Raw genomic sequence first — 25,973 nt, forward strand, 5'->3', positions numbered from 1 at the left:
TATTTTCGGTTACTGTTGGCCAAAATGCACCGATTGTGCACACGACACTGATCATAATAAAGGAAATAATCCAGCGTTTTTCTATTTTCATTTTTAAAATACTTTGTTTAACCCTATTTTTTTTGGGGTCAAAGTTAAAAAAAAATAAAGATTCTTGTTTTGAAGGCTGTTAAAATAGAGGCTGTGCTTTTATTTTGATTGATTTTGTAAAATACACGTCCTTTTTTTGACGGTATTTTATTTTAAAGTTACAAAAAAGCACCGTTTTTGCCGAATTTATTAAAATTAATTTCTTAATTCGGCTTGTAAGGTGCTTAAAAAGTTATGTTTATAAAAAGAAATGTATAAAATGTTTTATTTCTTTTGAAGCTTTGCTATTAAAGCGTCTTCGATTGGTGCTTTTATTTTGGTTACAGCATCAACTTCGTCATTTGGAATGGTCATCGATAAAACATAATGTTTAATTTTCCATTCGTTACCTACTTTTACCAAAACACCAGAACCGCGACAGATTTTCATTTGTGTGTCTAATAATTCGTCGAACCAAGCAATTTTTCCTGTTTTATCAAAAAAGATATGACGTTCCAAAGCTTTAAAGTTCCAAGTTGTTCCTTTGTCAAAATACGGTTTTGCCCAGACTTTGAATTCTTTTTTGGTCCAGTTTTCTGTTGCATCTGTTCCAATATAGATTGCATCATCTGCCAAAGTATTGAAATAAGCGTCAAATTTTACTTCGCCAGCCGCTTTATGCCAAGCATCCAAAGTTTGATTGATTTTGTTTTTGTCAGCTTGAGCATTTGCAAAAGAAGCAACGAATAAAAGAAGTAAAAGTGTTTTTTTCATGAGTAATATTATTTGAGTTTAAAGGTATTAATTTTTTGAACCATATAAGTTATTCAAGGAAATTAAAGAAAACGAACTATTGCCACAAAAGCACGAGGACGTAAGTTTTATTTTAAGATTCTTAGGCACTCTGTTCCTTTGTCCCTTTGCACCTTATCAAATAATTATCTTACATTACTTATATGGTGAAATCACGAAAAAACAAGTATATTTGAGAGATTTTAAAAATACCACCCCAATGAATGCAAAATTACTTATCACTTCGCTCGCTATAACTTCTTTAGTATTTGTTTCCTGCAAAAAGGAATTAGAACCGCAAGAAAGCACATCGACTTCTGAATTAGTAAGGTTAGGACTTGCAAAAGATACAACTAAAACGGCTGCGCCAGTTGTACAAAATCCAGCAACAAATCCAAATACGGTTTTAAGCGATACTAAAGGAATTAATCCCGCACACGGGCAACCAGGGCATCGTTGTGATATTGCAGTTGGCGCACCTTTGAATTCTGCACCAATGCCGCAAGGACAACCAGCACAAGGACAAACTGTTCAGGTAAATCAGAATCAGCAACAACAGGTGGTTACGACAACTACAACGCCAGTTAAAACAGCAAAAGGAATGAATCCACCACACGGGCAACCAGGTCACCGTTGCGATATTCCGGTTGGAGCACCATTAAATTCTGCTCCTGCAAAAGCGACAACAACATCAAATACAGCGCAAAGCGGAACAGTGACGCAGAATTTTACTGTTACACCTCCAGCAGCAGCAAATCCGGTTCCAGCATTGTTGAGTACCGAAGGAACTGAAACTACAGTTGCAGACGGAATGAATCCGCCACACGGAAAGCCAGGACACCGTTGCGATATTGCAGTTGGAGCTCCGTTACCGAAATCTTAGAAAAAGTAACAAAGGTGCAAAGTAACAAAGGTTCTAAGTTTTCCCTTTGTTACTTTGCACCTTTGTGCCTTTGTCACTTTTTTAATATTTTAAAATCTAATACTCTTTTATTTTTTCGAAAGTGGTAGTCAACGATTTTTTGACTTTAGCCAATGCGCCACTGAAAGCTTTTTCTAGCGTTTCGGCGTGTTCTGTAACAGTTATTGCTTGTAATTTTACAGGACGGACTTCAATCACACATTTTTTGTCATGCAAGCTGAATTTTTCCCCATTTTCATCTCCAAAGTGAATTTCTACACGGGTAATTTTATCTTCAAATCGATTCAAGCTTTTTTCTATTTCTCCAGAAAAATAACTTTCTAATCTTGCGCTTCCTTCAATGTTTTTGTCGGTGTTGATTTGTACTTTCATAACGGATAATATTTTAATGATTCATACTCAAACTTATTTATTTTAAAGGAGAAAGACAAGAGGGTTAAGGAAATATTATGAAATTTTAAACGATTTGTTTTTCAATCCCAAGAAGGTGGAATTTTAGCTAGTTGCTGCGTTCTAAAATTAATCACATTTAGAATTTCAGCAATACAAGAACCTAGGTTTTTCTTGATGTCATTGCTCCAAAAACGTAAAACTTTCCAATTCTGAGATTCCAAATACGCATTGACTTCAAGATCGCGTTGCATATTTCGTTCAATCTTTTTGATCCAGAATTCTGTGTTTGTTTTTGGTTTTTTTCTGGTTTCCCAATCTTTTCCGTGAAAGAATTCGCCATCAACAAAAATGGCAATTTTCAAGTTTGAAAAAGTCAAATCTGGAGAGCCAAAAACCTTCCGATTGTTTTTACGATATCTCAATCCGATATGCCACAACGCCTTTGCCAAACGAACTTCGTCTTTGGTATTTTTGCCACGAATTTTACTCATGACTTTGGAGCGTTGTTCTGGAGTGAAACAGTCCATTGGGAATTTAATTATTAAACATTTGAAATTTAATAATTAGTGGTATTTAATGGGTTATAGGTTTGTTGGGGTAAAGTTATATTATTATGTTGATTGTTTTGTTGAAGATTGTGTCTAATTATATAGAAATTTAATTTATGATTAATTCTTCTACTAAAAACCCTAAAACATTAATCTCGAAGATGGTTTCTATTGGTTGAATAAATTAGCAGAGATTCTGGATCCTTATTTGGAGGTTGAAATAGGATAGAAAATGAAAAAGCCACTTGCAAAGTGGCTTTTTGTTCTTAATTCAGTGTTCTACTATTATGTTTTTACAACTTTTAAAAAGTTTTAAATAATTTGGGTTATTCCTAATCTGCTGGAGTAACTACTGTATTCAACTTGCATTTCGGATAACAGTTCTTTATTGAATATTTTTATGTTTTTAAATTTTTCTTTAAATATTTTTTCAGGAACAGAAAAACTATATCTAAAATCAAATATTAATGTTATATCGTTTTCATCTTCATTAAAGAAAAGATGTTCGTATTTTTTACTAGAATCAGGAAGAGATTCATTAAAATGGATTTCTTTTTTTGTGTTTGTTTTTCGAAATGCGCTTTTTAAAATTATACCACTTAAGAGTTTAATATTTTTTCCATATTTATTTTGAGCGATATCACATGGTCGCGATAAAACTAAAACAATATCTTGAATGATTATATTTTCTTCTTTTTGCTTTGTTAGGATTCTTTCAAATTTGGGATCGTCTTGAATTGAATATAATTTTTTAAATAAACTATGGTTATTATAGGCTATTATTCCAGGTAATATTTGGCCGTCTAAATTTTCATTATTAAACTTAAAATGAAACCAACTATTTAGTTCTTTATCAATGGCAGATTCTTCTGGGTTTTCTAAACTATATAGCTGTTGATTATTTAGCTCACTAATTTCATCTTCAAAGTTGTTTTTATTTGAATTCGAAATTAAAACATTATCTAGTGCGTCAAATAATATCGAGCGTTTTCGATTATTATTTATATTGGTTTTTACAGATGAACCGCCGTGACTAATAATAATTTTTTTTAATTTATTATTGAAAATGCTTGGATCCGAAGTTTTAGCTAAGTTGCCAATAACTTGATTGGATGAAGTTTTAATATTTCTTTTCCATATAGATATTTCATCTAAAGCTGGGATATTATCAAAAATATGATTTAGTTTCTTGAATAATTCTTCAAAATTATATTTTTCATCATTGATTGAAGGATATTCAGTCTTGTTTTCACATAATACAATGAAAGGCAATCTATTTTCTTTTACTAAATTATCCACTACTTCTCTCATCTCTGAAGGATCTTTTGACCAAATAACAAGTAAATAAAATGCTTTCTCAGGAATCATCGATTTTACCCAATTAGAACATTGTTCAGCATCGAATTTTTCACCTTCTAGGTATAAATCAAGGAAAACAAGATTAACATCAGAATAATTTTTATGAGGCATATTATCTCCTTCAACTATATCTGCATTGAAGAATTTACAACCAGATCCATTTGATTGATAATATTCTACAATTCCAGAAACTTCATCATATTTGTCATCAATTACAATAATATTAGGTTCGAATGATATCATAAATTATTGATTTTTACTAAATGTTAATTTCACAACTGCACCATCATAAAATGCTGGAATTTGTAATTCTTGTAATTTTTCTTTGTCAAAAATTATATCAAGTTTCCCATATTTCATCATTATTGTATCAATCAAATACAGTCCAATTCCAATTCCATCAGACTTACGAGTAAAAAAAGGACGAATGATAAGTGATATGTCGTCTTTAAACCCAGGCCCATTATCAGCAATTATGATAGAAGTCGAATTGCTTTTTTCGTCTTTAATAGTCTTAATAAAAATTCCCTTTTCATCTTTGTAAACGGTATCAAGCCAATAAATACTGTTGTCTAAAATGTTCATTAACATAGTGATCAGAAATCTTTTGTCAGAGTTTATGGTTGAGCAATTTGGGTCAACGACTATTTTGACATCTATTTTTCTATCAATAAATTTAGATCTATAATTATTAAAAGATTTAATTATTGATTCTTCAACATTTACAGGTTTGTTGCCTCCCTTTCTTAGTACAGATAAAATCCCCTCGGTATATTCTCGTAATTCGTCTACTTGATCAATTATAATATGTTTTTTTAGTGGGTCAGATTTTACCGTTTCTTCCATACGAGGGACAAGTTTTTCAATTTCATGTAATGCTACAGAAGCGGTCATCCCTACGCCAGCTGGAATTAAAAGACTTTGTGTGTCTTCATCATATTTTTTTTCTAATTTTTCAGCTTCTTCAATTAGTTTTTTCTTTTTCTCTTCGTCACTAAAGTTAGTATCATCAATAATTGCTTTAAATCCTTGAATTTTATCATCAAATAATTTATCGCTATTTTTTTGATTAAATCTTAACCATTTATTTCGGTCAACTAAACGAGTCGATTTAAATTCTGATAAAATGTATTTGAGAACAATATAAAAAAGATCAAACGCATCATTTTTTATAAATCCTTCGCGATTAGTTTTTTCAATTAAGCAGCTTGATGTTTCAGGGTCTAAATAAATGTATCCAATGTTTTGATTGTTTGAAAACCAATCTTTATTTTGTACCCTTTCTAAGTCTAATCCCAACCAATCATCATTTGGTTCTCCATAATCGTAAACTCGTAGATCACCTTTAAAAACCTTTATGCCTGAATGTGATTTTATTATTTCTTTTAATATTTTAGCATCGCTACAATAATCTCTTATTGAAATTGGATCTAAATCAAAAGAATAAAATTCAAAAAATAAACTGCCAAAAGGTAATTCTTCCCTGTCAAAATCAATTAATAATTTTTCAATTACATCTTTTTCATATTCTTTTCTTTCTAAATATTTTCTAAAATCTGGTCTGATTCCTCCTTTTATATTTATATTATATTTGGGATCATCTAAGATTTCCCTTTTCCCTATTGAACTATTATTTTTTAAATTAAACTCATATTCAAAAGTTAAATTAAAAGACGAATCAATGAAGGCAGTTATTTTATATGGCGCTTCTTCGAGAATTGAATTTACAGAAGGAAAATCAACTAACCATTGATTTTCAAAATTTAAATTAATTTTAAAAGTGTCTTTTTTAATTTTAGGAGAAAGCATCGAGATAGCTTGGCCTTTTAGATCTCGAGCCATTCCCTTTGTCCAACTTTCTTTTAATCCACTTAAACGAATATAAGTTCCGCTTTTTTCTTTAAATCGAAATTCATCTGTATTAGTTTTTATCTTCCATTTTATTGGTACATCAGAAAGATGTTTTGACTGACTAAAATCTTTCCAATTAATATATAGCTGTATTTCGTAGTCAGCCAATATTTGACTTTCTATTTCTCTGGAACCTTCTTTGAATTTAATTAATAAAGGTCTGGTAACAAGATAAATTTGGCTTCCTAGTTTGTGTACGGCAAATCTTCCAACACCTTTTTCCCCCATAGGTACTCTGTGAAAGATTGGTGATTTGATTATTTGTCTTAATCCAGTTTCTTTGTTAATAGGTTTTCTGAAATCTGAGCCAGGCTCTAGCCAAACATCTTCTAAAATTTCAGATGTCATTCCTATTCCATCATCTTCTATAACTATTACTCCATTGTTTACATCTTCAATATTTCTAAAACGAACATCTACTTTATTTGCGTCCGCATCATAACTGTTTTTTACAAGTTCATAAATTGCCATGACTGGGCTCTTTATGAGTTCGTTTCCTAGTAATGTTAGGATATGAGCTTTCGGATTAAAGTGTTTCTCTTTTAAAATTTCTGACATAATAAATCTTTCATTTTTTTAGCAATTGCATTAGCCATTAAAGGTGGAACTGCATTGCCAATTTGTTTAAAAGCTGCTGAACGAGAACCTTCAAAATAGAAATCATCAGGAAAAGACTGCAATCTTGCTGCTTCGCGAACAGAAATTGAACGACATTGTTTTACATCAGGATGAATATAATAATGTCCGTCTTTCGCTATATGTGCTACAACGGTATGAGAAATTCCTAATCCATCAATTACTTTATACCTATCTGTAAACGCTGTTTCGTTTTTATGTGTTTTCAATTCTTCTGGTAAATCCGGATAACGTAATCTTTCTTGTCCATTATTCCATTTTTGAATTGCAGTTTTGTAAATAGCTAAATCTCTTGAATTATGTGGTCTTGAAATATGCTGTGTTACAAAATCGACTCCATTTCGCAATTCAAATTTTTCAAGATATTCATTCTTGGCTTCAGTATATTTTACTGTTTTAAATCCTTCTCCAGGTTTTAATTCTGGTAAATCTTGGAAAGCATCGTTTACTTTGTATTCATGAATTATTTTTTCAAATTCTGGAAATCCAAAATCATTTTCCTTTCGCCATCCAACAATTATTATTCTTTTACGTGCTTGTAAAACTCCAAAATCAGAAGCTACTAATGTTTCATGATGAACTTCGTAACCAAGCCTTCTAAAATATGCTTTTAGATTTTTAAAATGTTCACCTTTATTTGCAGTTAATAATCCAGGAACATTTTCAAAAACAAAAGCTTTTGGTTTAAATTCTTTAAGGAATCTACCGTATTGAATGTATAATTTATTTCGAGGATCTTTTTCAATATCTTCTTGATGTCTTCTTAATAATGAATAAGCTTGACAAGGCGGACCACCAATTATTAAATCGATTTGCTTTTTAGACTGTTTTATTTTATCAAAAAGACCAGAAATTGTGTCGTCATTAATTTCAATATTTATAACTGAATTAAGAATTTCATCCGGAATTTCATTATAGAAATTTTCGGAAGTAATTTCGTTTTTAATATATTTATAATATAAATCGAGATTGTTTTTTGATTTTAAGTAATGATATGCCGCTCTTGTTTTTATAGTTAAACATGCCTCAGGATTCATTTCGATATGTGAAACAGGGTTAAATCCAGCTTTGATAAAACCTTCCGACATACCAGATGCTCCCGCAAATAGATCTATAAAATTGAGATTATTCTCCATAATTAAATTATTCATAATACTTATTCGAAAACGTTTGTTAGTATTCGATATTATTATTGAGAAAATTTCTTACAAAAATAAAAATCACAATAATATAAAACAAATATACTTTAATTAACTAATTACATATTATGGAAAACCGTAATATAATGAATTTTGTTTACAACAAGGTTAATAATAAATAAAAAGAGAAAATAGAGTATAAATACGTGATTTCATTTATCCCTCTTCCCCCACTTAATCTTAATCTTCCCCTCATTATCATAGGCAATCAAATGTAGCACAATACCACGTTCGCGAACAGCTTTTCGTTCTTCCTTAGTAGCCAGTTGGGCGTCGTTTTTGGAGTTTCTTAGCGGAATGGTAAGCGCAAGATTGGTGCCTCGGCCGAAAGAATAAACTCCGTCTACGTCGAAGTTTAAGACGCTGGAACTTATCGTTAATTTGTTTATGTCCACTTGTTCTCCGCGGAGATTTAGTGAACCTGATAAATCACTAAAAGTAATATTCTCTACATCACGAAGCGGAAAAGCAAATTTGCCGATTTTCATAATTGGGTCAAAGTTTAATAAGGCGCCTTGGTTGACATTAAAATCTAATTTTCCTCTCATCGAATTGACAATCAAATCGCCTTTGCTGCTCATTAAACCGGTAACATTAGCGTTGCTACTCAATCGTCCACGAATGTTTTTTGGACTGAAAGAATGGATTCCGAAATTGTTGAAAGACTTTAAAAAGCTTGCAATATCTACTCGGTTTACGTGGGCTGTAGAACTAAAAATATAGTGGTTTCCGCTGGGTTGAATTGCGCCGTTAAATGTAATGTTTCCGCCAGAAGTTTGTAACGTTCCGTTTTTAAGCAGCAATTTAGAATTCAGCATTTGTAAAGTGGCTTGAGTATTGGTTGCGGTAAGCGAACCGTAGGTGATTTTATCAGCTTTAAGATTAATCACAGCCGTACATTTCTCAATTACTGATTTTAACTGATTGGTAAAATTGACATTTTTCTTTTTGACTTGTTTGGTTTGAGCCGTTTTTTGAACAGGAGATTTTTTTAAAACACCTAAAAACTGTTTCACATCAATATTCGGACAGTAAATATTCCAGTTTACGACCATTTTTTCGGGCGCATCGTAATACAGATTCAGGAAATTATCGATTTTTCCGTCAATGCGGATGATGTTCTTTTTGTGTTTGTAAGCGATTTTTTTGATATAAAGCGCCTGTTCTGTAAATGATAATTGTACCGCTGTTTTTTCGGCACGAATGTTTTTCGGAAGATAATCAAACGTTGCATTGTCAATATCAACATCGCCTGTAATGCGTGGTTTGTTGATGTACAAATCGACAATATCAAACTGAAATTTCAAGTTGGCTTTGGCGTGACCGCTTTCAAAATGAAGGATTTTTTCGTTCGTCATTCCGTTCAGTTTCGAAATATCAAAATCAGCATTTACAATTCCAGTGGCTATTGGTTTTTCGAGATTGTTGATGGTAGCTCTCGCAATTTTCAACGGAATATTTTCATAGTCAGCTTTAAAATTCGTCAAGATAATAGCCGAATTCGGATCGTTGAATCCGTTTTGAGGCTTGAAATTATTCGTAAAAATTCCTTTGAAAGAACAATTGGTAAACAATCCATCAGGAATCGTCAATTCGTTATTTCGAATATCGGCCTGAACCACAATTTTTGGATCACCTTCCACATTCAAATCGCCTTTGATATCGCAATTGACTTTAATAGGTTTCTTTAAATCAAATTGATTCAGTTTGGAACTAATATTTCCAGACAATAAATTAGAGGCGTTTCTCCACAAAATATCTGTTCCAATATTGATTCCGAAAAGCGAATTGTTTTTTCCGATATTAAAGAAAGCGATGATATCAAAAACATCGGATCCGATTTTGAGTTTCTGTGTTTTAATGTTTATTTTTTGATGCGCTTCGGCATACGAAATATCAAAATTTCCTTCGAGTACTTTTTCTTTGGCAAAACTTCCGTGAACAGTATTAAAAGCCAGACTGTTTATTTTGGTTTTCAGATACAAATTAGTACTCCAATTATCATTTTCATAATCGACTTTCGATTCTAAATTCGCCACATCAAAATCGAACAATTTATGACCTAAATGATTGTCAATGATGACATGAACATTGTTGAGGTTTACGTAATCAATTGTTGTTTCGGGTTTTTCGTTGTGGGTTGGTGCTTTCTTTTTTTTAGGTTTAAAAATATTCACATTCGAATATCCGTTTTCGGCTTTATAAATGTAAATATCAGCGTCGTTAATTAAGATTTTATGAATGTTGATTTCCTTTTGCAATAAGCTCCAAATGTTCAACCGCGCTTCAATTTCCTTGGCTTTCAACAAAGTATGTTTGTGACTTGGCCATTGATTGTCTTTGATTTCAACTTCTTTTAAAGCAAGCGTGAAATTCGGAAACCCAGTTAAAAACTTATAATGAAAATCGGTTATATGAAATTGACCATTAATGTTTTCGTTGATTTTATGATTGACTTTTGCAATAATTTCTTTTTTATTTTGATTGAAATAAACCGATAAAGCGCCACAGGCAATTAATAGAATTCCGATTAATCCGAGAATGAAAAAGCCAAAACGTTTGGCATACTTTTTAAAAGAATGAGATTGAAGAAAGGTTTTTATTTGAAGTAAAGTTTGTTGCATAAGAATCAAATCGTTTGGAGTATTAAAGATACTACAAAAAAGATTAACATATTATTGGGTTGGTTTTCAGTAGAATAAGTTGTAATTTCAAACAAAAGAAAACCTTTATACAGTTGATAATTAATGACAATACATTTATAATGAAAACTAATTTAGTAATGGTGTTTGATTTATTTTAAATTTTTAAATTTGTACTGTAGTTTGAAAGTTAAATATTCAAACCTAAATTTTAATCTTAATATATTATGGCATTAGCAATAACAGATGCTACTTTTGATGAAGTAGTTTTAAAATCAGATAAACCAGTAATGGTAGACTTTTGGGCAGCATGGTGTGGTCCTTGTAGAATGGTTGGTCCAATCATTGACCAATTAAGCGAAGAGTACGCTGGTAAAGTAGTTGTTGGTAAAGTAGATGTAGATGCTAACCAAGAATTCGCTGCAAAATATGGTGTGCGTAACATACCAACTGTTTTGGTGTTTCAAAATGGTGAAGTAGTAGGAAAACAAGTAGGAGTAGCTCCGAAACAAGCCTACGCAGATAGTTTAGACGCTTTATTGTAATCTTAGATTACGATTGATATAAAGAAGGTTTGGCGAAAGTCAAGCCTTTTTTATTGGATTTTTTTCGCCACGAATTCACGAATTTTCATTAATAAAACGGCTAAAGTTTTTGCCACAGATTACACGGATTAAAAAGATTTTTTTTGTCAATAATTAATTGTGGAAATCATTTTAATCTGTGGCATTTTTACAAAATAAAATTTGTGAATTGCTTCGCCTGTTCGCTATCGCTCGGGTCGTGGCAAACTTTCATTCAAAAATAATAGTAAATGTCGCTCCAGAATCTGGCTTTGAACAAACTTCAATTTTGCAATTTATAGCCGTTGCGAGATCACGAATTAAATGCAATCCTAAACCAGATTTGATTCCGATAACTTCTGATTCGTCGTATAAAGCTTTAAATTTTTCCTGTGTTCCGCCAGGGCCGTTATCGGTAATCGAAAGATAATTTTTCTGATTTTCCTGCCAGGCTTTCCAGACGATTTTGGCATTTGGAGTTTTGTCTAAAGCTTTGATGGCGTTTCCAGTCAGATTTCGAATAATCGTTTTAAGATAATTTTCGTCTGTTTCTAAAATGAGGTTTTCAGGATTTTCAAAAACAATTTCGATGTTTTCTATATTCGAAAAATGTTTTTCGGTTTCTTTAAAAAGAACTTCAATTTTTGTTTTTCTAAACTGTGGTTTAAAATTATCCATTTGTCCTTTACTCCAAAGCAGAATATCTTCCATAGAAGACAATAAATTTTCAGCTCCCGTTGTAATTTTATGTTGCATTCGGATTGCTGTTTCTTCGTCTATCAATTCTGGATTTTCTTTTTGGAGATGCAGAAAATGAATCAGATTCGAAATCGGACTTCGAAGATCATGATTTAAAATACTAAAAAATCGCGCCTTTATTTTATTAGCTTCATCCAATTCCTGATTCAAAGCTTGAAGTTTCAGGTTCGTTTTCTTTCTGTTCTGACTTTGTTTCAACAACAATAATCCGATGATACAAACCAGAGTAATTCCCGAAATCAGGAAAATACGTTGTTGTTTGGCTTCTGCAATTTGAATGTTTTTTATCGCATTTTCGTTCGAAAGATTTTTAATTTCCTGTGCTTTCGTTTTGTTTTGAAATCGAGCTTCGGCATTGGCGATGTTCTGTTTGGCAGACTGTGCCATCATTTCATCATTGTTTTTACTATAAATTTCGTTGTAATAATAAGCTTCTTTCCATTGCCCCAATGCAGCATAACTTTGAGAGAGCTTTTTATTAATCATGACAAAAGATTCTTTGTCGTATTTAAGAGCCTTTTCAGAAGCTTTTTTTAATACTTCTATTGCTTTTTTGTGTTCTCCTTTTTCGTTTAAAACCTTTCCGTAATTGGTATTAGCTTCCATTATAATATCCGGATCATTTGATTTTTCTGCAAACGAAACCGATTTTTTAGCAAAATCATACGCTTTATTTAGGTTGCCTTGGCCTGCAAAATATTCAGACATGCTTCTGTTGGCAAAGCTTAAATTAATAAAAAGAGAATCTTTTGCTGTTGGATACGAATAAACAAGATCGTAATATTTACGAATACTATCTTTTTCTTTTAATACGACGTAACTATGCAGGTAATAATTGCATAAATAAGCCATTACATACGGAGAGTTTTTTAAATACGGTTTTACTTCATTAAAATATTCAATAGCCTTTGGAAACTGTTTCATTTTGGTGTAAGCGCTCCCAATTTGAAGATATGAAATACCAATGTTTTCCTCGTTTGCGATACTTTTTTTGAGTAATTTTTTATAAGAAATCGCCTTTAACTGATAATTAATAAAAGTTTCATATTCAGAATTATTTTGATAGTATTCTGCTAAACTTCCATTTAATACTGATTTGGTATACGTACTCTTTGTAGTGTCTAGAACCTGTTTAATATATTTTACTAAAGATTTACCTTTTACAGTATCTTGAACCGAATAATAAACATAATTAAGACGCATTAAAGCAGTTGTTTCATTTTTTAAATGTCTGGCTTTACGGGCATATTTCCAGGCAAGTTCAAAATTTACAAGAGCTTTTTGATACTGATTGTTGGTAAATTCATAACCAAGCCCTTTTTGAATATAAAATCGACTTAAGTAAGCATTCTGATTTTTAGAAATGGCAATTCCTTTGTCAGCGGCAGTTATAAGTTTTGAATAATCTTCATTGGCTAAAATTTTTTCGGTATACTGTAGCCAGATTTTAAGTTTTTCGTCTGTAGTTTTATAGCGCGCTAAATTGGGTTCCTGCTGTGCGAAAGCATTAAAATGAATCAAGATTAACAGCAAGAACTTTAGGATTCTCATGCTATCAGATTTAGATTTTCCTTATAACTTCTTCCAATTGGAATTATGGCTTGATTGTTCAGTACAATTTCGTTTGAGTTTATTTTCTGAACATATTGTTTCTGTACCGCATAACTTCTGTGAATACGAACAAAAGACTGAAAATGATCTTCTTTTAAGAGATTTCCAATACTCGAAAGGACACAATGTCTTTTTCGTTCTGTAACAATCAGCGTGTAATCTTTTAAGGCTTCCAGATATAGAATTTCGTGAAGTTTTACTTTGGTCTGTTCATGTCCTTCTTTTATGTAAATCGTATCACCTCCAATGCTGGCTTCAAATAGTGAAGCTTTGAGTTTGATTTCCATAAATTCTTCTATACGATTTATGGTTTGTGTAAAACGATCCAGTTTGAGAGGTTTTACGATAAAGTCTAATGTTTCGATCTGAAAACTTTCTACAGCGTGTTCCGGATGTGCTGTTATAAAAACACATACAGGAACTTTAAGAGCTTGTTTTCTAAATTCAATTCCGTTTAAACCCGGCATATCAATATCCAGAAAAAGGATATCTATTTTTTCTTTTTCCAGAAAAGGAACGGCATCTTCAGCCGATTCAAAAACGCCTATAATATCCAGAACAGGGAATTTTTTAGCATAAGAAACCACAGTAAGTCTGTCAATTTCGTCATCATCAACAATAATACAAGTGTATTTTTTCATCATTCAAACTTAATTTATGTCGTCTGTCTATTTAAAATGTTGTTCGTCTATTGGCTGTTTTGAGCCTAAACTTATTGCCGCAAATTTGTTCTGTAATTAAGTCATAAGGAAAAAAAAAGTCCTTATTGATTTTTGCAAAAATATAAGCTATTAAATTAAAAAAGAACTATTTAATTAAAATTTTAAAACCAAAATGTTATGAAAACTTTTAAGACGATTTTTTTCATTTTACTAATTTCTATTTCAGCAATTTCATGCAGTAGCGATGACGGGACCGATGGGAAAGACGGCGCGGATGGAGCACAAGGACCAGCTGGAACTGCAAATGTGATTTACAGCGCATGGATTAATGCTCCTGCAGGAACACCAGAAACAATAGACGGAACATCAGGATTATCTACTTCTATAGCTGCACCACAACTTACAGCAGATATTATGGCAAAAGGAACTGTTTTAGTGTATATGTCTTTCGGATCTGGAACTAACGTTTTTGCACTTCCTTATACCTCTACAGCGGGTGGATCAATTAACACCATTACGGCGATTTCAAGTCTAGGTAACATCAAATTGTTCCGATTTAAACATGCAAATGACGGAACGACTGTAGCACTTCCTGCTTCTTTAAACTGGCGTTATATTTTAATTCCTGGTGGTGCGGCAGCAACAACATCAAAAACTGCCAAAGTCGATTATACTAAAATGAGCTACGAAGAAGTTTGTGCAGCTCTTAATATTCAGCCTTAATTCTTAAAAACAAAATTAATTAATCAAGCGATTTAACTAATAAAATAACTATTATGAGAGCTTTTAAAACCATTTTTACGATTTTATTAACTGCGGCTTTAGCGATTTCTTGCAGCAGTGACGATAAAGATAATACTCCAAAATTTGAAACCGAAAATCCGTTAGCGGCTTATTATACACAAACAGGTTTTACCACAGTATCGAATTTCATTAATGCAGGAGATTATGAATTCGGATTGGTATTTACGCCAACGGTAAAAGGAAAAATGAAGGCCATTACGCTAAAACTTCCCGCAACAAATTCTGCTGTGCGTGTTACAATCTGGGACTTTGCAACGAAAGCAGTATTACGTTCTGAGACTTTAAATGTAGCAACAGCTGATGTTGAGGTTAAAAAAGAAATTAGCGAATTAGCTTTAGAAAAAGATAAAAAATACCTCATTTCTATGAACTCTAATGACTGGTACAAAAAGAGCAAAGCAGATAACTCTAATGCTGTTTATCCAATTGTTGCAGGAAACATCACATTCAACGAATACAGATGGCTAAGTGGTACAGCACAGACTTTTCCAACAACTGTTTCTAATAATTACAACGCTGGAGATTTGAGCTTTGATTTTCAACAAACAGAATAATTCTTTTTTTGGATAGCTTTGAATTAGTAAAGGAAAAGGTTTGACGATTGTCAGGCCTTTTTCGTTTGAAATAGAAAATGGCGCTCCTTTAGAACGCCGTTTTTTTATTTTTTTAATGAATTAGTGGTTGTGCGTTTCACTGCTTTCATAACCTAAAATCGTAATCATATAAGGCGTGCTAGAAACCTTTTTCTTTTTGATTTCTGATGAAGAAAGATTTACTTGTAATAATTCTCCAGTTGATGGCGAAGTGATATAAGCAAAACGATCTGTAACTGCCATTTGAGGTTTTAACGTTGCATCTGTAGCTGTTTCAGAAGTTGCTTTAACCTCTTTTACAACTTGTAAACTACTGATATCATAAAGTTTAAAATCTCCTGAATGCATTAAAACAGCCAGTTTTTTATGATCGTAGCTTACTTTGCACTGCATAATTGTTGTATTTGCAATAATTGGTTTTACAGTATTCGCAACAACGTCAATTAAATATGCGCCTTTTGCAGCAGTAAATCCGATGAATTTTCCAGCTGAAGCCGTTTCTAAAATAGTTCCAAACCAAGCTGTTCCAAAATCTGCTGGGTGATCGATTAGTTTTTGGTTTCCGTTGCTTTCAACTACTAAAATTCCGCTAGAAGAACCGAAAACGGCATACACTCCGTCTGAAGCATTTCCGTGAATTCCTTTGGTTTGAAGTTTAGCATCAAAAAGTGTTTTTCCAGTATTGTCAATAATTTTTACTTTTTCTGGAAGCGTTCCTGTAACCGAATTGTCTTTTTCTGTAATCGCGTAAGTTCCGTTTGTAAAAGTTGCCATGGCACCGTGATGCGCCAATAAACCTGCATTGATCGTTTTGAACGTTGAGCCAGCTTTATTTACATCAGCTTCTTTGCCAACAGAAAGTGTTCCGTCTCCGTCATTAAAAGTTAGGATTTCTCCAATTTTACTTTTAAAATGCGTTGGTTTTGAGGCGCTTGTCGCTAAAACTCCAAATTTAGCAACATCATCAACATCAATGTGATCACCGTGTAATTCTAGTCCGCTGTCAAAAGTTTCTACGAAATTATTGTCTCTGTGAACAATTCCAGCATAACGCCCAGATTCTGTTGTGTACAAAGATGATTTAGCAAATTTTGCCGTAAAAGAACTGATTTTATCTTCATGCGGATCAAAAAGTGTTAATTCAGCGGTTTTTTCGTCAGAAAGTAAAACTCTAACAAAAGTATGTTCTTCAGACTCATGGTCATGATCGTGATCGTCGTGGTTGTCATCGTCGTTGCTGCAGGAAACTGCAAAAAGCGATAAAACAGATAAAAATAGGAGTTTGTAAAACTTGTTTTTCATTGTAATAAAGGATTTAAAATTTGTAAATAATTGAGTTTTGAATGGTTTGCTTATCGCGAAATCGAAAACGGAATTTTCATAGAAACAATAATATTTCTTCCCGCTTCTGGAAGTTCGATAAGTCGGTAAAAGCTGGTGTGATTTAAATATCTTGTATTGAATAAGTTTTGGATTTGAACATTGATGCTGATAGCCTCTTTTCCTTTTTTTATTTTAGTTCCCAAAGCGATATTAAAAACATGACTTTCGGCTGTTTTTTTCTCAGGCGGAACGATATTATTTTGCTCGGCTGTGAAACGATAATCAACAGAGAAATAAGAATCTTTTAAAAAGCCTGTTTGAGGTTCGTAATTCAATCCAAGCAAAACAGAAGGCGGTGGCGAAAACGGAAGCGTATACCCCTTTTTACTTCCTGATTTTTGTTCTGAATAAAGATATTCTGCCGCAATTTCTGCGCTTAAAGATTTCAGGAAATAATAACGAGTTTGCAATTCAGCACCGTAACGAAATACTTTACTTTGCTCATATTCAAAAACCTGATTTCCTGCTCCATAATAAATATCATGTGCTGAGGTTGGGTTTAAATAAATGAAATTCGGGAAATAATTCACAAACGGAGTCAGCTGAAAAGACCAGTTTTGCTGTTGCCATTCCATTCCCAAATCCAATTGATACGAACGTTCTGCATCCAGATTTGGATTTCCTTTTTCGAATCTGAAATAATGATAATTGACACCGTTTGAAGCTAATTCTTTAGCAATCGGCATTCTAAAACTAGAACCTAAATTAGCTTTCAGAGTCAGATTTCCTGGATTATAATTTACCCCAGCCGACCACGTAAAACTGTTGAAAGTCTTAGTCAAATCGTCAGAACGCTGTAAATATTCTAATTGCGTCTGATTGTTTTCTGAAACAGGACTTTCAAACCAATCGTAATACGACTTCATTTTGATTGTTCCATAATCGTAACGAACAGCGCCATGAAGAAACCATTTTTCATTAAGTTCAATTTTATCATAAGCAAACAAACCCGCGTTAAATTGCGTAAAAGCAGGAATCAAAAAACTCCATCCGCCAATAGCATTTTCTTGTCCAACGACATTAGTTCCAATAGTGATTTTATGGCGATTAATAGCAAATTCATCTTTAGCCGAAAACGACCAAACATCTTTATCGTATTGACGTTCCAAATCCTTTGGCGCATACATATCATCTGGATAAATCGCCGGCATATAACCGTGATTGACGTAATGACTCCATTCTCTTCTGAAATTCTTTTGAAAACCAATCTGCGTTTCAAAAGCATGATTTCCCCAATCAAAAGAAGTAGTATTACTCACTTTCAAATGATTGACTTGCTGATACGGCATTAAAATATCTCGACTTGATTTATCGTGTAATTCGACATCGACATTTCGAGGTTCGAGTCCGTGCGCATTCGCGAAAAAGCCACTTTTGGTGTGAACGTTACTGAAATAAAAAACTGACTTCAATTTTTCTCCAGAATAGCCTGTACTCAAATGGAAATCTAGTTCGCGTCCAGCAGTATTTCGCAAATGATTTTTATATAATGGAACAGCGTAACTATAGACATGAACCACGTCGGTTGGAACACGATAATCGCCGTAATCCATTGTGGTTACACGAGAATCGAAAAACCAATTTTCATTTCTTCCATATAAATTGACAGAACTTCCAAATAGCGCATTATTGCTTTTTCCTGTAAGGTCAACACTTCCGCCAAAAGAATTTTTGTAAGGAAGAGGAAGCGGTTTAATATTCACTGCACCACCCACAGCATCAGATCCGTAAATAAATGAAGAAGGACCTTTTATAATTTCTACTCGGTTTACGGCATATTGATCGATTTCCAAACCGTGATCGGCGCCCCATTGCTGGCCTTCGTGTTTCAATCCGTTTTCAACGACAATTACTTGATTAAAACTCAAACCTCGAATCAACGGTTTTGAACCTCCAGAACCAATCGAAATGGTTTTAACGCCAGGCAATTTCTGTAAAGACTGCATTAAACTGCCGCCAAGATTACGCTGAATAAAACTGCTATTTACGGTTTCAACATTCAGCGATTCTTCTTTTTTGCGTTTTTCAACAGCATTTCCGTTGACAATAACTTCGTTGAGTTCTTTAATTTCAGGTTTTTTTTCTGAAGGCTTATTTTGAGAAACAACTTCAGAAGAAATCAATAAACTGATGAGTAAAAAACAATATTTCCAATAAAGGAATTGGGCATTCTTCATTAAATCCTGATTATAAAATTTTAATACTTAAACCTTTCAGCGTCTGCCAGCCTTCTTTGTCCGTCAATCTGATCATAAAATGATAATCTCCAGGATCAACATCGGCAGGAATTGTAATTTGCGCCGTTGCTTCATAACTTTTTACACCAGTTGGAATAGTATAATTATTGATAAAAAGCATCGGATTTACAGGTTTTTTCACCGCTTCGGTTTCACAAGTCGTGACTTCTGTACTATGCGTATGATGATCGAAATTGTGATGAATGTCTAAACTGTAAGAACCCAATTCGACATTATCATTAAAAGTGGCTTTGAAAGTGAAAGTTTTTCCACGTTCAATTGTACTGCATTGAATTGGAAAAGCTCCTGTTCCTGTTATGTCAATTACAGGATATTCGGTGTCGATTTGTGCGTTATCGCTAGAACAAGAAGAAATAAAAGCCAAAGCAAAAACGCCTAATAAAAAGGATATCTTTTTCATTTATATTGATTTGAATTAAAGTGCAAATGGAAGATCAATTGATTGAGAAAAATTGATATTATAAGTCGTGTTTTTATACAAAACCAAGAAAGTATAATCGCCTGTTGCCCAAGATTTGTTGGCAATTAAGTCTTGTTGAACAGGAGAATTGTTGTCTTTTGCAGCACCAATTATTAAGTTTGGTTTTTCTCTTGTAAACTTTACACCATCCCAAGGAACATTAGAGAATTGACTTGCATCGGCTACGTTTTTATGTTCGATGACGTCGTAAACGATTACTTTTTTGAAATCAATTTGGTCAACGCTTTCTGGATTGTGTTTGGCGTTTTTATTGATTAAAAGCAAATACATAATTCCGTCGCCTTTTATGCCTTCAAGTGTTACTTGCGAACTGAAAATATCATTGTTTTTGTACTTCGCATTGGCATCAGAAAATTTGCCTTTTCGGTACATAAAAGAATCATTTATAAAAAGGGTGAAGACCGAAACCACTGGATTTACAGGAATATTTTCGAGTTTGTAAATTGTGATGGTTTTGGTTACTTCTAACTTTGTTCCGTTTTGGTCGTTGACGATAATGATGAAATCATATTTACCTTCAACAGCGTCTTCTGGAATATCAAAATGCTTGTGAACCGTTGCGTTTTTGGCATCTGCATATTGTGTCCAAGTAATTTCGTGAGACCAAACTTTAGAATAGGTTTCAGTGCTTTTTTGCACAATTTTTACTTGTACATTTTTGATTTTGTCAGCAGCAGTAACTTCCGCATTAAAATGGAAATCTTCGCCAATAGTTGCGGTTTCGTTGTTGCCAAGACCCAATTCGATTTTGTCAATTGCAGGAATGGCTTGTTCTTTTTCTGAATCGTCGTTGCTACAACCTGTAAAAGCAATTGCAGCAAAAACCGAAGCCAGAATGAGTTTTGTTGTTTTCATTTTTTCTGATTTGATTTTGATCATTTTATAAAGAGTATTTGGGTTACAAAAAGGTGTTATGATTCCAAATTCCAGAGGAACAGAACGTTTATAGAATCGTTGAAAAAGTCCCAGCGGGACGGAATATTTATAGAAATAAATTCATCATTTAGAAGGAAGCCCCAGCGGGGCGACATATTTATAGATCTAGATTTACCATTTAAACAAGAGCTCCAGAGGAGCGAAACATTTTCTAAATCATGAAAAAACAGTAAAAACAGAATTAAGTCTTAGTTCAATTGCCGTAATCGATAAATTTTAAAAGGGAATTTTTTGTGCAGAAATAGCATTATTCAAACAAAGAAATTTTGAATTTCGATGCAAAAATGAATGTCGATACAATGTATTAACTACTGAAAATAAATAAGACTGCAATAAAATGTTTTACGATTTATAAATCATCAAAAACAAATCAATAGCCGAAAAGCCAAGCAATCAGGTGCACAAAAAATTAAAGTGTAAAAATAGGAGGGGCTCGAAGTGAGAATAAAGACCCTTTAAAAAATGCAAAATGCTGTTCGTTGTAAAAAACAGGATGTTTTACAACAGTACTATTTTTATAAAATTGAAAAACAGTAAACTCGAAAGTACCAACTGCGCTGAATTTAAAATCGCAAATCGAACATTTATGAAACGAATGCAGTTTGGCTTTAAATTGTGGTTTTTCTGAAACCGAAAATTCTATTTTTTCTTTCTGCGAATGTGTGTCTAGAATATGCTCATACGAGTGCACAACTGGAAAAAGTATTGCGAACAATACAATCAGTGGCATTAGTAGATTTATAATTCTAAGTTTCTTTTTCATTTCAGAATTAATGCAATAGAGTTGCAAATATAGAAATCTTATTTTCAAATGCAATATTGTTGCAGTAATTTGTTTGTGAAAAATTATTCCTTTTGCTACTTTTATCAAATCTTATATTCCTTAAAAATGAAAATTTTCTACAGCCTTCTTTGTTTTGTTCTGTTGATTTCCAATGGTTTTTCTCAGTCAAAAGAAAATGTATTATTTGAAAGTGGTGTTTCGGAGCAATTGGCTCAATTTCGTAAAAAACAGATTTCAGATCTTCACTATAATTTGTCTTTCGATATTCCGAAGCAAAAATCAGAAAACATCAATTCTCATTTGATTGTCAATTTGAGTTTATCCGATTTAAGTCAGCCCTTGCTTTTAGATTTTAAAGAGAAAACATCAAACATAAAATCGGTTGAAGTAAACGGAAAAAATAGTGCCATTGTACATCAAAACGGACATGTTGTAATTGCTCCTTCAGCTTTAGTTTTAGGAAAAAATACAGTCTCGATTTCCTTTATAGCAGGGAATTTATCTTTAAATAGAAACGATGATTTCCTATACACTTTATTAGTTCCAGACCGCGCCAGTACTTTATTTCCGAGTTTTGATCAGCCAGATTTAAAAGCAACTTATAAATTGAGCCTTTCAGTTCCCAAAGAGTGGTCAGTTTTGGCTGGAGCCGATGTGAAAGAGAAAGTGGAAAAAGGTGATTTTATAAAATATACTTTTGGAGAATCTGATAAAATGAGCACCTATTTGTTTTCGTTTGTTGCGGGAAAATTCAATAGTGTTACGAAAAAACCAGGTTTAGAAATGACTTTTTTATACCGCGAAAATGACAAAGGGAAAATAGCAAGCAGTACCGATACAATTTTTAATCTGCACCAACAATCTATTGATTTTTTAGAAAAATATACCAATTATAAATTTCCTTTTCAAAAGTTAGATTTTGCTTCGATTCCCGTTTTTCAATATGGCGGAATGGAACATGTAGGCGCCATTCAGTACCGAGAATCGACTTTGTTTTTGGACAACAGTGCTACCGATAGCGAAAAATTAAATCGAGCAAAACTTATTGCGCACGAAACTTCGCATATGTGGTTTGGCGATTTGGTTACGATGAAATGGTTTGACGATGTTTGGATGAAAGAGGTTTTTGCCAATTTTATGGCAGATAAAATTATGAATCCGATTTTCCCGAAAGTCAATCATAATTTGCAGTTTTTTACAGCACATTATTCTAGCGCTTACGCAGAAGATCGATCTTTAGGAACACATCCTATAAGACAGCATTTGGCTAATTTGAAAGATGCAGGTTCTCTTTATGGTGCTATGATTTACAACAAAGCACCAATTATGATGCGTCAGTTAGAAGCTTCGATGGGAAAAGAAGCGTTCCAAAAAGGAATTCAAAAATACATTCAGAAATATGCCAACGATAATGCGGATTGGAATAATTTGGTAGAATTACTTGATGCCGAAACGCCTCTGGATTTGAAGAAATGGAGTGAAGTTTGGGTAAACAAATCAGGAAGAACGATTTTTTCAGATAATATTGAATACGACGCTCAAAACAAAATCAAAAAGTTTGAGATTACACAGCAAGCCGAAGACAAATCAGATAATGTTTGGCCTCAGGTTTTCCAAATTGGTTTAGTTTATACGAACGACGTTAAAGTGGTGAAAGCAAATGTTACAGATAAAAGTCTGGTTATAAAAGAAGCTGTAGGACTTGAAAAACCGCTTGCTATAATTTACAATTATAATGGTTTTGGATACGGTGTTTTTCCGCTTGACGGGAATGATTTAAATTATATCGCAAGTTTAAAAGATGAGGTTGCAAGAGCTTCGGCTTACAGCAACCTTTACGAAAATACATTGATTGGAAATATTCCTCCAAAACAAGCTTTTGATTGTTTTTTAAAAGGAATTCAATCGGAAGAAAATGAATTGGTTTTGCGAATCGCAACAGGAAGTTTGAATACCATTTATTGGAGATTTTTTACGGAAAAACAACAAAATAAAGTACAGAAAGAGCTTGTTGGTGCATTGTACGAGCGTTTGCAGACCAATTTATCTTCAAATATCAAAAAGACATTATTTGGTTTGTTTAGTTCTGTCGCTTATTCTGAATCAGGAAAAGCAAGTTTGTATAAGGTTTGGAATAGAGAAATCTCGATTACTGGATTGAAATTAAACGAAGACGATTATACCAATATGGCAATGAATCTGGCAATTTTTAAACATAAAAAAGCAGATGAAATTTTGGAAAAAACTAGAAATTCATTTTCAAACCCGGACAAAAAGAAACGTTTTGAATTTTTACTTCCGTCATTATCAAAAGATGAATCGGTTCGAAATGCGTTTATAGAATCATTAAAAGAGGATTCGAATCGCGAAAAAGAATCTTGGGTTTCGGTTGGATTGGCCAATGTAAATCATCCGCTTCGTCAGGAAAGTGCTCAGAAATATATTAGATTTTCACTAGATTTGGTAGACGAAATTCAGCGTACGGGGGATATTTTCTTTCCGAAAGATTGGCTGGATAATACGGTTGGGAAGTATTCGTCAAAATATGCTTTTGATGAAGTACAGCGTTTCTTAAAAGAAAATCCTAATTTTAGTCCGATCTTGAAACGTAAGTTGTTTATGGCGACAGATTTGCTTTATAAAGCACAAAATATTAAAAAAGAAACCGAATGAAAATTGAATCGGAAATAGAGAAAGTCTCGAGTTTTCAGCATCTAGAAATGCTGGCAAATCAGGTTGTGGAAGGTTTTATATCTGGAATGCACAAGAGTCCGTTTCATGGATTTTCGGCTGAATTTGCTGAACATAAAGTCTATAACGCAGGCGAAAGCACCAAACATATTGACTGGAAATTATTCGCCAAAACGGATCGTTTATACACGAAACGTTTTGAGGAAGAAACCAATTTACGTTGCCATTTGATTGTAGATAATTCGTCATCGATGCATTATCCGGAACTGAAATCAAATCAACCTTTTTATGAAAAGAAGATTGGTTTTGCAGTTTTGGCTTCAGCGGTTTTAATGAATATTTTGAAGAAACAGCGCGATGCTGTTGGTTTAAGCGTTTTCTCTGATTCTTACGAATATTATGCTCCCGAAAAAGGAAGCGATCGCCATCATAGAATGTTGTTGAATAAACTGGAACAATTATTAGAACAGCCAAAAGCAAAGAAAACGACTGATACAATTACGTATTTGCATCAGATTGCAGAGAAAATGCACCGTCGTTCGATGATTATTTTGTTTACAGATATGTTTCAAACGCAAGATGATGAGAAATTATTTAACGCTTTACAGCATTTAAAACACAACAAACATAAAGTAGTTTTGTTTCATGTGGTTGATAATCAAACCGAAATGAAGTTTGATTTTGATAACACGCCACGAAAATTTATCGACTTAGAATCAGGAGAAGAGGTTTCTATTTTTGCTGACAATGTAAAAGAAGAATATGAAAAGAGGGTAGAAGCGTACTTTAAAAATCTGGCTTTAACCTGTGCGAAGAACCAAATTAAGTACGTTCCGGTAAATGTTGGCGATAATTTTGAAAAAATATTGACCACATATTTGGTTGAAAAACAAAACTTTGGATAATATTTTAAAGAAATTTTAAATTTTTTTTATAAAAAGGCTTGCAGATATGAAATTCTGTTATATCTTTGCAACCGCAATAACGCAGAGGTTTGGTAGTTCAGTTGGTTAGAATACATGCCTGTCACGCATGGGGTCGCGGGTTCGAGTCCCGTCCAGACCGCAATATTGGGAGAAGCCTTTCTTAACAGAAAGGCTTTTTTGCCCAAATACGGTATCTAAGATTAGTTGTGTTGTTTTGCTACGACTTTGTAACTCGTAGCTGGTTTAGTAGTTAGACCAATGAAAAGCTTTCCACTTTTGTGGATGGCTTTTTTGATTTATAGCCTATTGGCAAATTCCAAATATTTTGAATTCTCAAAATTTTTAAAATCCCAAATTCCAATTTTATCGTACAGTTTGTCATTTTGACCGAAGGGAGAAATCGTACTAGAAATTCTACAAAGATTTAACCGCAAAGCGCGCAAAGATTTACGCAAAGCACACAAAGATATTTTTAAGAATGCAAAGTCCGCAAAGCTGTAATTTGATAAAACTTTGTGGACTTTGCGTTTTTAACTTTGCGCTCTTTGTGGTGAAATAAAAGAAAGTTCTTACTTTTTAACTAAAACATGGATTTTTAAAATATTGGAATTTAATCAATTAAAAAATTCTGAAAATTTTATTCGTAAAAACGCTTGCAGAAATGAAATTCTGTTGTATTTTTGCACCCACAATAACGCAGGGTTTGGTAGTTCAGTTGGTTAGAATACATGCCTGTCACGCATGGGGTCGCGGGTTCGAGTCCCGTCCAGACCGCCTAAGTTTGTAAAAAGCTTCTCTTAATGAGAAGCTTTTTTGTTTTTATGCATTTTGCGTGGTTTAACCGCAAAGGCGCTAAGATTTACGCAAAGTTCGCAAAGGTTTTTTTGCAAGATTTATAAAAGTTCGCGAGGCTATACGATAAAGCTTTGCGAACTTTGCGTTTATAAGCGCCATCCTAGAAAAAAAATCCTTGCGTTCTTTGCGGTTAATTTTTTTAGATTCCAGTTTTGGAATTTTTAAATATTGGAATTTATTTCTTCCCTATCTTTAT

Annotated in this window: 20 protein-coding genes and 2 tRNA genes; 8 read left to right on the forward strand and 14 right to left on the reverse strand. The window is 33.1% G+C overall.

Features of this window, described 5'->3' with window-relative positions:
- Window positions 1-354: 354 nt before the first annotated feature.
- Complete coding sequence (locus tag VGE71_RS11695) at window positions 355-843, reverse strand: nuclear transport factor 2 family protein (protein ID WP_331138494.1); 489 nt, start codon at window positions 841-843, stop codon at window positions 355-357.
- A 238-nt stretch (window positions 844-1,081) separates the two neighbouring features.
- Between VGE71_RS11695 and VGE71_RS11700 the strand changes: the two genes are divergently transcribed.
- On the forward strand, window positions 1,082-1,744 hold the full coding sequence (locus tag VGE71_RS11700; protein WP_331138495.1) for a hypothetical protein: 663 nt from the start codon (window positions 1,082-1,084) through the stop codon (window positions 1,742-1,744).
- Between the two features lie 96 nt (window positions 1,745-1,840).
- Here VGE71_RS11700 and VGE71_RS11705 read toward each other — a convergent pair whose 3' ends face one another.
- The 6 genes from VGE71_RS11705 to VGE71_RS11730 form a co-directional block, all read right to left on the reverse strand.
- On the reverse strand, window positions 1,841-2,155 hold the full coding sequence (locus tag VGE71_RS11705) for an HPF/RaiA family ribosome-associated protein (RefSeq protein WP_144215830.1): 315 nt from the start codon (window positions 2,153-2,155) through the stop codon (window positions 1,841-1,843).
- 101 nt (window positions 2,156-2,256) lie between these two features.
- Window positions 2,257-2,703 carry a very short patch repair endonuclease gene (locus VGE71_RS11710; RefSeq protein WP_331138496.1) on the reverse strand — a complete coding sequence of 149 codons (447 nt, stop codon included), beginning with the start codon at window positions 2,701-2,703 and terminating at the stop codon, window positions 2,257-2,259.
- Window positions 2,704-3,036: 333 nt separating this feature from the next.
- On the reverse strand, window positions 3,037-4,326 hold the full coding sequence (locus VGE71_RS11715; protein WP_331138497.1) for a hypothetical protein: 1,290 nt from the start codon (window positions 4,324-4,326) through the stop codon (window positions 3,037-3,039).
- Window positions 4,327-4,329: 3 nt separating this feature from the next.
- Window positions 4,330-6,552 carry an ATP-binding protein gene (locus tag VGE71_RS11720; protein ID WP_331138498.1) on the reverse strand — a complete coding sequence of 741 codons (2,223 nt, stop codon included), beginning with the start codon at window positions 6,550-6,552 and terminating at the stop codon, window positions 4,330-4,332.
- Window positions 6,537-7,781, reverse strand: coding sequence for a DNA cytosine methyltransferase (locus VGE71_RS11725; protein WP_331138499.1), 1,245 nt, complete (start codon window positions 7,779-7,781; stop codon window positions 6,537-6,539). Before VGE71_RS11725 ends, VGE71_RS11720 begins: the two co-directional genes overlap by 16 nt.
- Before the next feature lie 200 nt (window positions 7,782-7,981).
- Window positions 7,982-10,453, reverse strand: a complete 2,472-nt coding sequence (locus VGE71_RS11730) for an AsmA family protein (protein ID WP_331138500.1) — start codon at window positions 10,451-10,453, stop codon at window positions 7,982-7,984.
- Between the two features lie 245 nt (window positions 10,454-10,698).
- On the opposite strand from VGE71_RS11730, the gene trxA reads away from it, so the two are divergent.
- The gene (gene trxA / locus VGE71_RS11735; RefSeq protein WP_008466289.1) at window positions 10,699-11,016 is read left to right on the forward strand and encodes a thioredoxin; all 318 of its coding nucleotides are present in this window, start codon (window positions 10,699-10,701) and stop codon (window positions 11,014-11,016) included.
- Window positions 11,017-11,265: 249 nt separating this feature from the next.
- Here the strand turns inward: trxA and VGE71_RS11740 are convergent, their stop codons facing one another.
- A complete protein-coding gene (locus VGE71_RS11740) occupies window positions 11,266-13,344 on the reverse strand; it encodes a tetratricopeptide repeat-containing sensor histidine kinase (protein WP_331138501.1) in 2,079 nt (692 codons plus the stop codon).
- Window positions 13,341-14,048, reverse strand: a complete 708-nt coding sequence (locus tag VGE71_RS11745) for a LytTR family DNA-binding domain-containing protein (protein ID WP_331138502.1) — start codon at window positions 14,046-14,048, stop codon at window positions 13,341-13,343. The genes VGE71_RS11740 and VGE71_RS11745 overlap by 4 nt, the downstream gene beginning before the upstream one ends.
- Window positions 14,049-14,243: 195 nt before the next feature.
- Between VGE71_RS11745 and VGE71_RS11750 the strand changes: the two genes are divergently transcribed.
- A complete protein-coding gene (locus VGE71_RS11750) occupies window positions 14,244-14,789 on the forward strand; it encodes a hypothetical protein (protein WP_331138503.1) in 546 nt (181 codons plus the stop codon).
- Between the two features lie 53 nt (window positions 14,790-14,842).
- Window positions 14,843-15,424, forward strand: coding sequence for a hypothetical protein (locus VGE71_RS11755; RefSeq protein ID WP_331138504.1), 582 nt, complete (start codon window positions 14,843-14,845; stop codon window positions 15,422-15,424).
- A 120-nt stretch (window positions 15,425-15,544) separates the two neighbouring features.
- On the opposite strand, the gene VGE71_RS11760 is transcribed toward VGE71_RS11755, so the two are convergent.
- From VGE71_RS11760 to VGE71_RS11780, 5 genes are all read right to left on the reverse strand, one after another.
- On the reverse strand, window positions 15,545-16,765 hold the full coding sequence (locus VGE71_RS11760; RefSeq protein WP_331138505.1) for a hypothetical protein: 1,221 nt from the start codon (window positions 16,763-16,765) through the stop codon (window positions 15,545-15,547).
- 50 nt (window positions 16,766-16,815) lie between these two features.
- Window positions 16,816-19,023 (reverse strand): TonB-dependent receptor, encoded by a 2,208-nt coding sequence (locus VGE71_RS11765; RefSeq protein ID WP_331138506.1) that lies wholly within the window; start codon window positions 19,021-19,023, stop codon window positions 16,816-16,818.
- Window positions 19,024-19,033: 10 nt separating this feature from the next.
- Entirely contained in the window at window positions 19,034-19,504 is a 471-nt protein-coding gene (locus VGE71_RS11770) for a DUF4625 domain-containing protein (protein ID WP_331138507.1), read from the reverse strand.
- A 15-nt stretch (window positions 19,505-19,519) separates the two neighbouring features.
- Window positions 19,520-20,440 carry a DUF4625 domain-containing protein gene (locus VGE71_RS11775; protein WP_331138508.1) on the reverse strand — a complete coding sequence of 307 codons (921 nt, stop codon included), beginning with the start codon at window positions 20,438-20,440 and terminating at the stop codon, window positions 19,520-19,522.
- A gap of 490 nt (window positions 20,441-20,930) precedes the next feature.
- On the reverse strand, window positions 20,931-21,251 hold the full coding sequence (locus VGE71_RS11780) for a hypothetical protein (protein WP_331138509.1): 321 nt from the start codon (window positions 21,249-21,251) through the stop codon (window positions 20,931-20,933).
- A gap of 159 nt (window positions 21,252-21,410) precedes the next feature.
- Here VGE71_RS11780 and VGE71_RS11785 point away from each other — a divergent pair, with 159 nt between their 5' ends.
- From VGE71_RS11785 to VGE71_RS11800, 4 genes are all read left to right on the forward strand, one after another.
- On the forward strand, window positions 21,411-23,978 hold the full coding sequence (locus tag VGE71_RS11785; protein ID WP_331138510.1) for a M1 family aminopeptidase: 2,568 nt from the start codon (window positions 21,411-21,413) through the stop codon (window positions 23,976-23,978).
- Complete coding sequence (locus tag VGE71_RS11790) at window positions 23,975-24,901, forward strand: DUF58 domain-containing protein (protein WP_331138511.1); 927 nt, start codon at window positions 23,975-23,977, stop codon at window positions 24,899-24,901. Before VGE71_RS11785 ends, VGE71_RS11790 begins: the two co-directional genes overlap by 4 nt.
- Before the next feature lie 86 nt (window positions 24,902-24,987).
- Window positions 24,988-25,061: transfer RNA gene (locus VGE71_RS11795), tRNA-Asp, on the forward strand.
- Window positions 25,062-25,622: 561 nt separating this feature from the next.
- Window positions 25,623-25,696 (forward strand) — tRNA-Asp (locus VGE71_RS11800).
- Window positions 25,697-25,973: the final 277 nt, after the last annotated feature.

This window comes from Flavobacterium sp. (assembly GCF_036405015.1).
Lineage (GTDB): Bacteria > Bacteroidota > Bacteroidia > Flavobacteriales > Flavobacteriaceae > Flavobacterium.

Excerpts from the sequence above, each read along its gene's own strand:
- VGE71_RS11755 (WP_331138504.1), top strand. The coding sequence starts at position 14,843 with ATGAGAGCTTTTAAAACCATTTTTACGATTTTATTAACTGCGGCTTTA.
- VGE71_RS11780 (WP_331138509.1), bottom strand. The coding sequence starts at position 21,251 with ATGCCACTGATTGTATTGTTCGCAATACTTTTTCCAGTTGTGCACTCG.
- VGE71_RS11720 (WP_331138498.1), bottom strand. The coding sequence starts at position 6,552 with ATGTCAGAAATTTTAAAAGAGAAACACTTTAATCCGAAAGCTCATATC.
- VGE71_RS11785 (WP_331138510.1), top strand. The coding sequence starts at position 21,411 with ATGAAAATTTTCTACAGCCTTCTTTGTTTTGTTCTGTTGATTTCCAAT.
- VGE71_RS11740 (WP_331138501.1), bottom strand. The coding sequence starts at position 13,344 with ATGAGAATCCTAAAGTTCTTGCTGTTAATCTTGATTCATTTTAATGCT.
- VGE71_RS11695 (WP_331138494.1), bottom strand. The coding sequence starts at position 843 with ATGAAAAAAACACTTTTACTTCTTTTATTCGTTGCTTCTTTTGCAAAT.
- VGE71_RS11700 (WP_331138495.1), top strand. The coding sequence starts at position 1,082 with ATGAATGCAAAATTACTTATCACTTCGCTCGCTATAACTTCTTTAGTA.
- VGE71_RS11745 (WP_331138502.1), bottom strand. The coding sequence starts at position 14,048 with ATGATGAAAAAATACACTTGTATTATTGTTGATGATGACGAAATTGAC.
- VGE71_RS11705 (WP_144215830.1), bottom strand. The coding sequence starts at position 2,155 with ATGAAAGTACAAATCAACACCGACAAAAACATTGAAGGAAGCGCAAGA.
- VGE71_RS11730 (WP_331138500.1), bottom strand. The coding sequence starts at position 10,453 with ATGCAACAAACTTTACTTCAAATAAAAACCTTTCTTCAATCTCATTCT.
- VGE71_RS11750 (WP_331138503.1), top strand. The coding sequence starts at position 14,244 with ATGAAAACTTTTAAGACGATTTTTTTCATTTTACTAATTTCTATTTCA.
- VGE71_RS11760 (WP_331138505.1), bottom strand. The coding sequence starts at position 16,765 with ATGAAAAACAAGTTTTACAAACTCCTATTTTTATCTGTTTTATCGCTT.
- VGE71_RS11725 (WP_331138499.1), bottom strand. The coding sequence starts at position 7,781 with ATGAATAATTTAATTATGGAGAATAATCTCAATTTTATAGATCTATTT.
- VGE71_RS11790 (WP_331138511.1), top strand. The coding sequence starts at position 23,975 with ATGAAAATTGAATCGGAAATAGAGAAAGTCTCGAGTTTTCAGCATCTA.
- VGE71_RS11765 (WP_331138506.1), bottom strand. The coding sequence starts at position 19,023 with ATGAAGAATGCCCAATTCCTTTATTGGAAATATTGTTTTTTACTCATC.
- trxA (WP_008466289.1), top strand. The coding sequence starts at position 10,699 with ATGGCATTAGCAATAACAGATGCTACTTTTGATGAAGTAGTTTTAAAA.
- VGE71_RS11715 (WP_331138497.1), bottom strand. The coding sequence starts at position 4,326 with ATGATATCATTCGAACCTAATATTATTGTAATTGATGACAAATATGAT.
- VGE71_RS11775 (WP_331138508.1), bottom strand. The coding sequence starts at position 20,440 with ATGAAAACAACAAAACTCATTCTGGCTTCGGTTTTTGCTGCAATTGCT.
- VGE71_RS11710 (WP_331138496.1), bottom strand. The coding sequence starts at position 2,703 with ATGGACTGTTTCACTCCAGAACAACGCTCCAAAGTCATGAGTAAAATT.
- VGE71_RS11770 (WP_331138507.1), bottom strand. The coding sequence starts at position 19,504 with ATGAAAAAGATATCCTTTTTATTAGGCGTTTTTGCTTTGGCTTTTATT.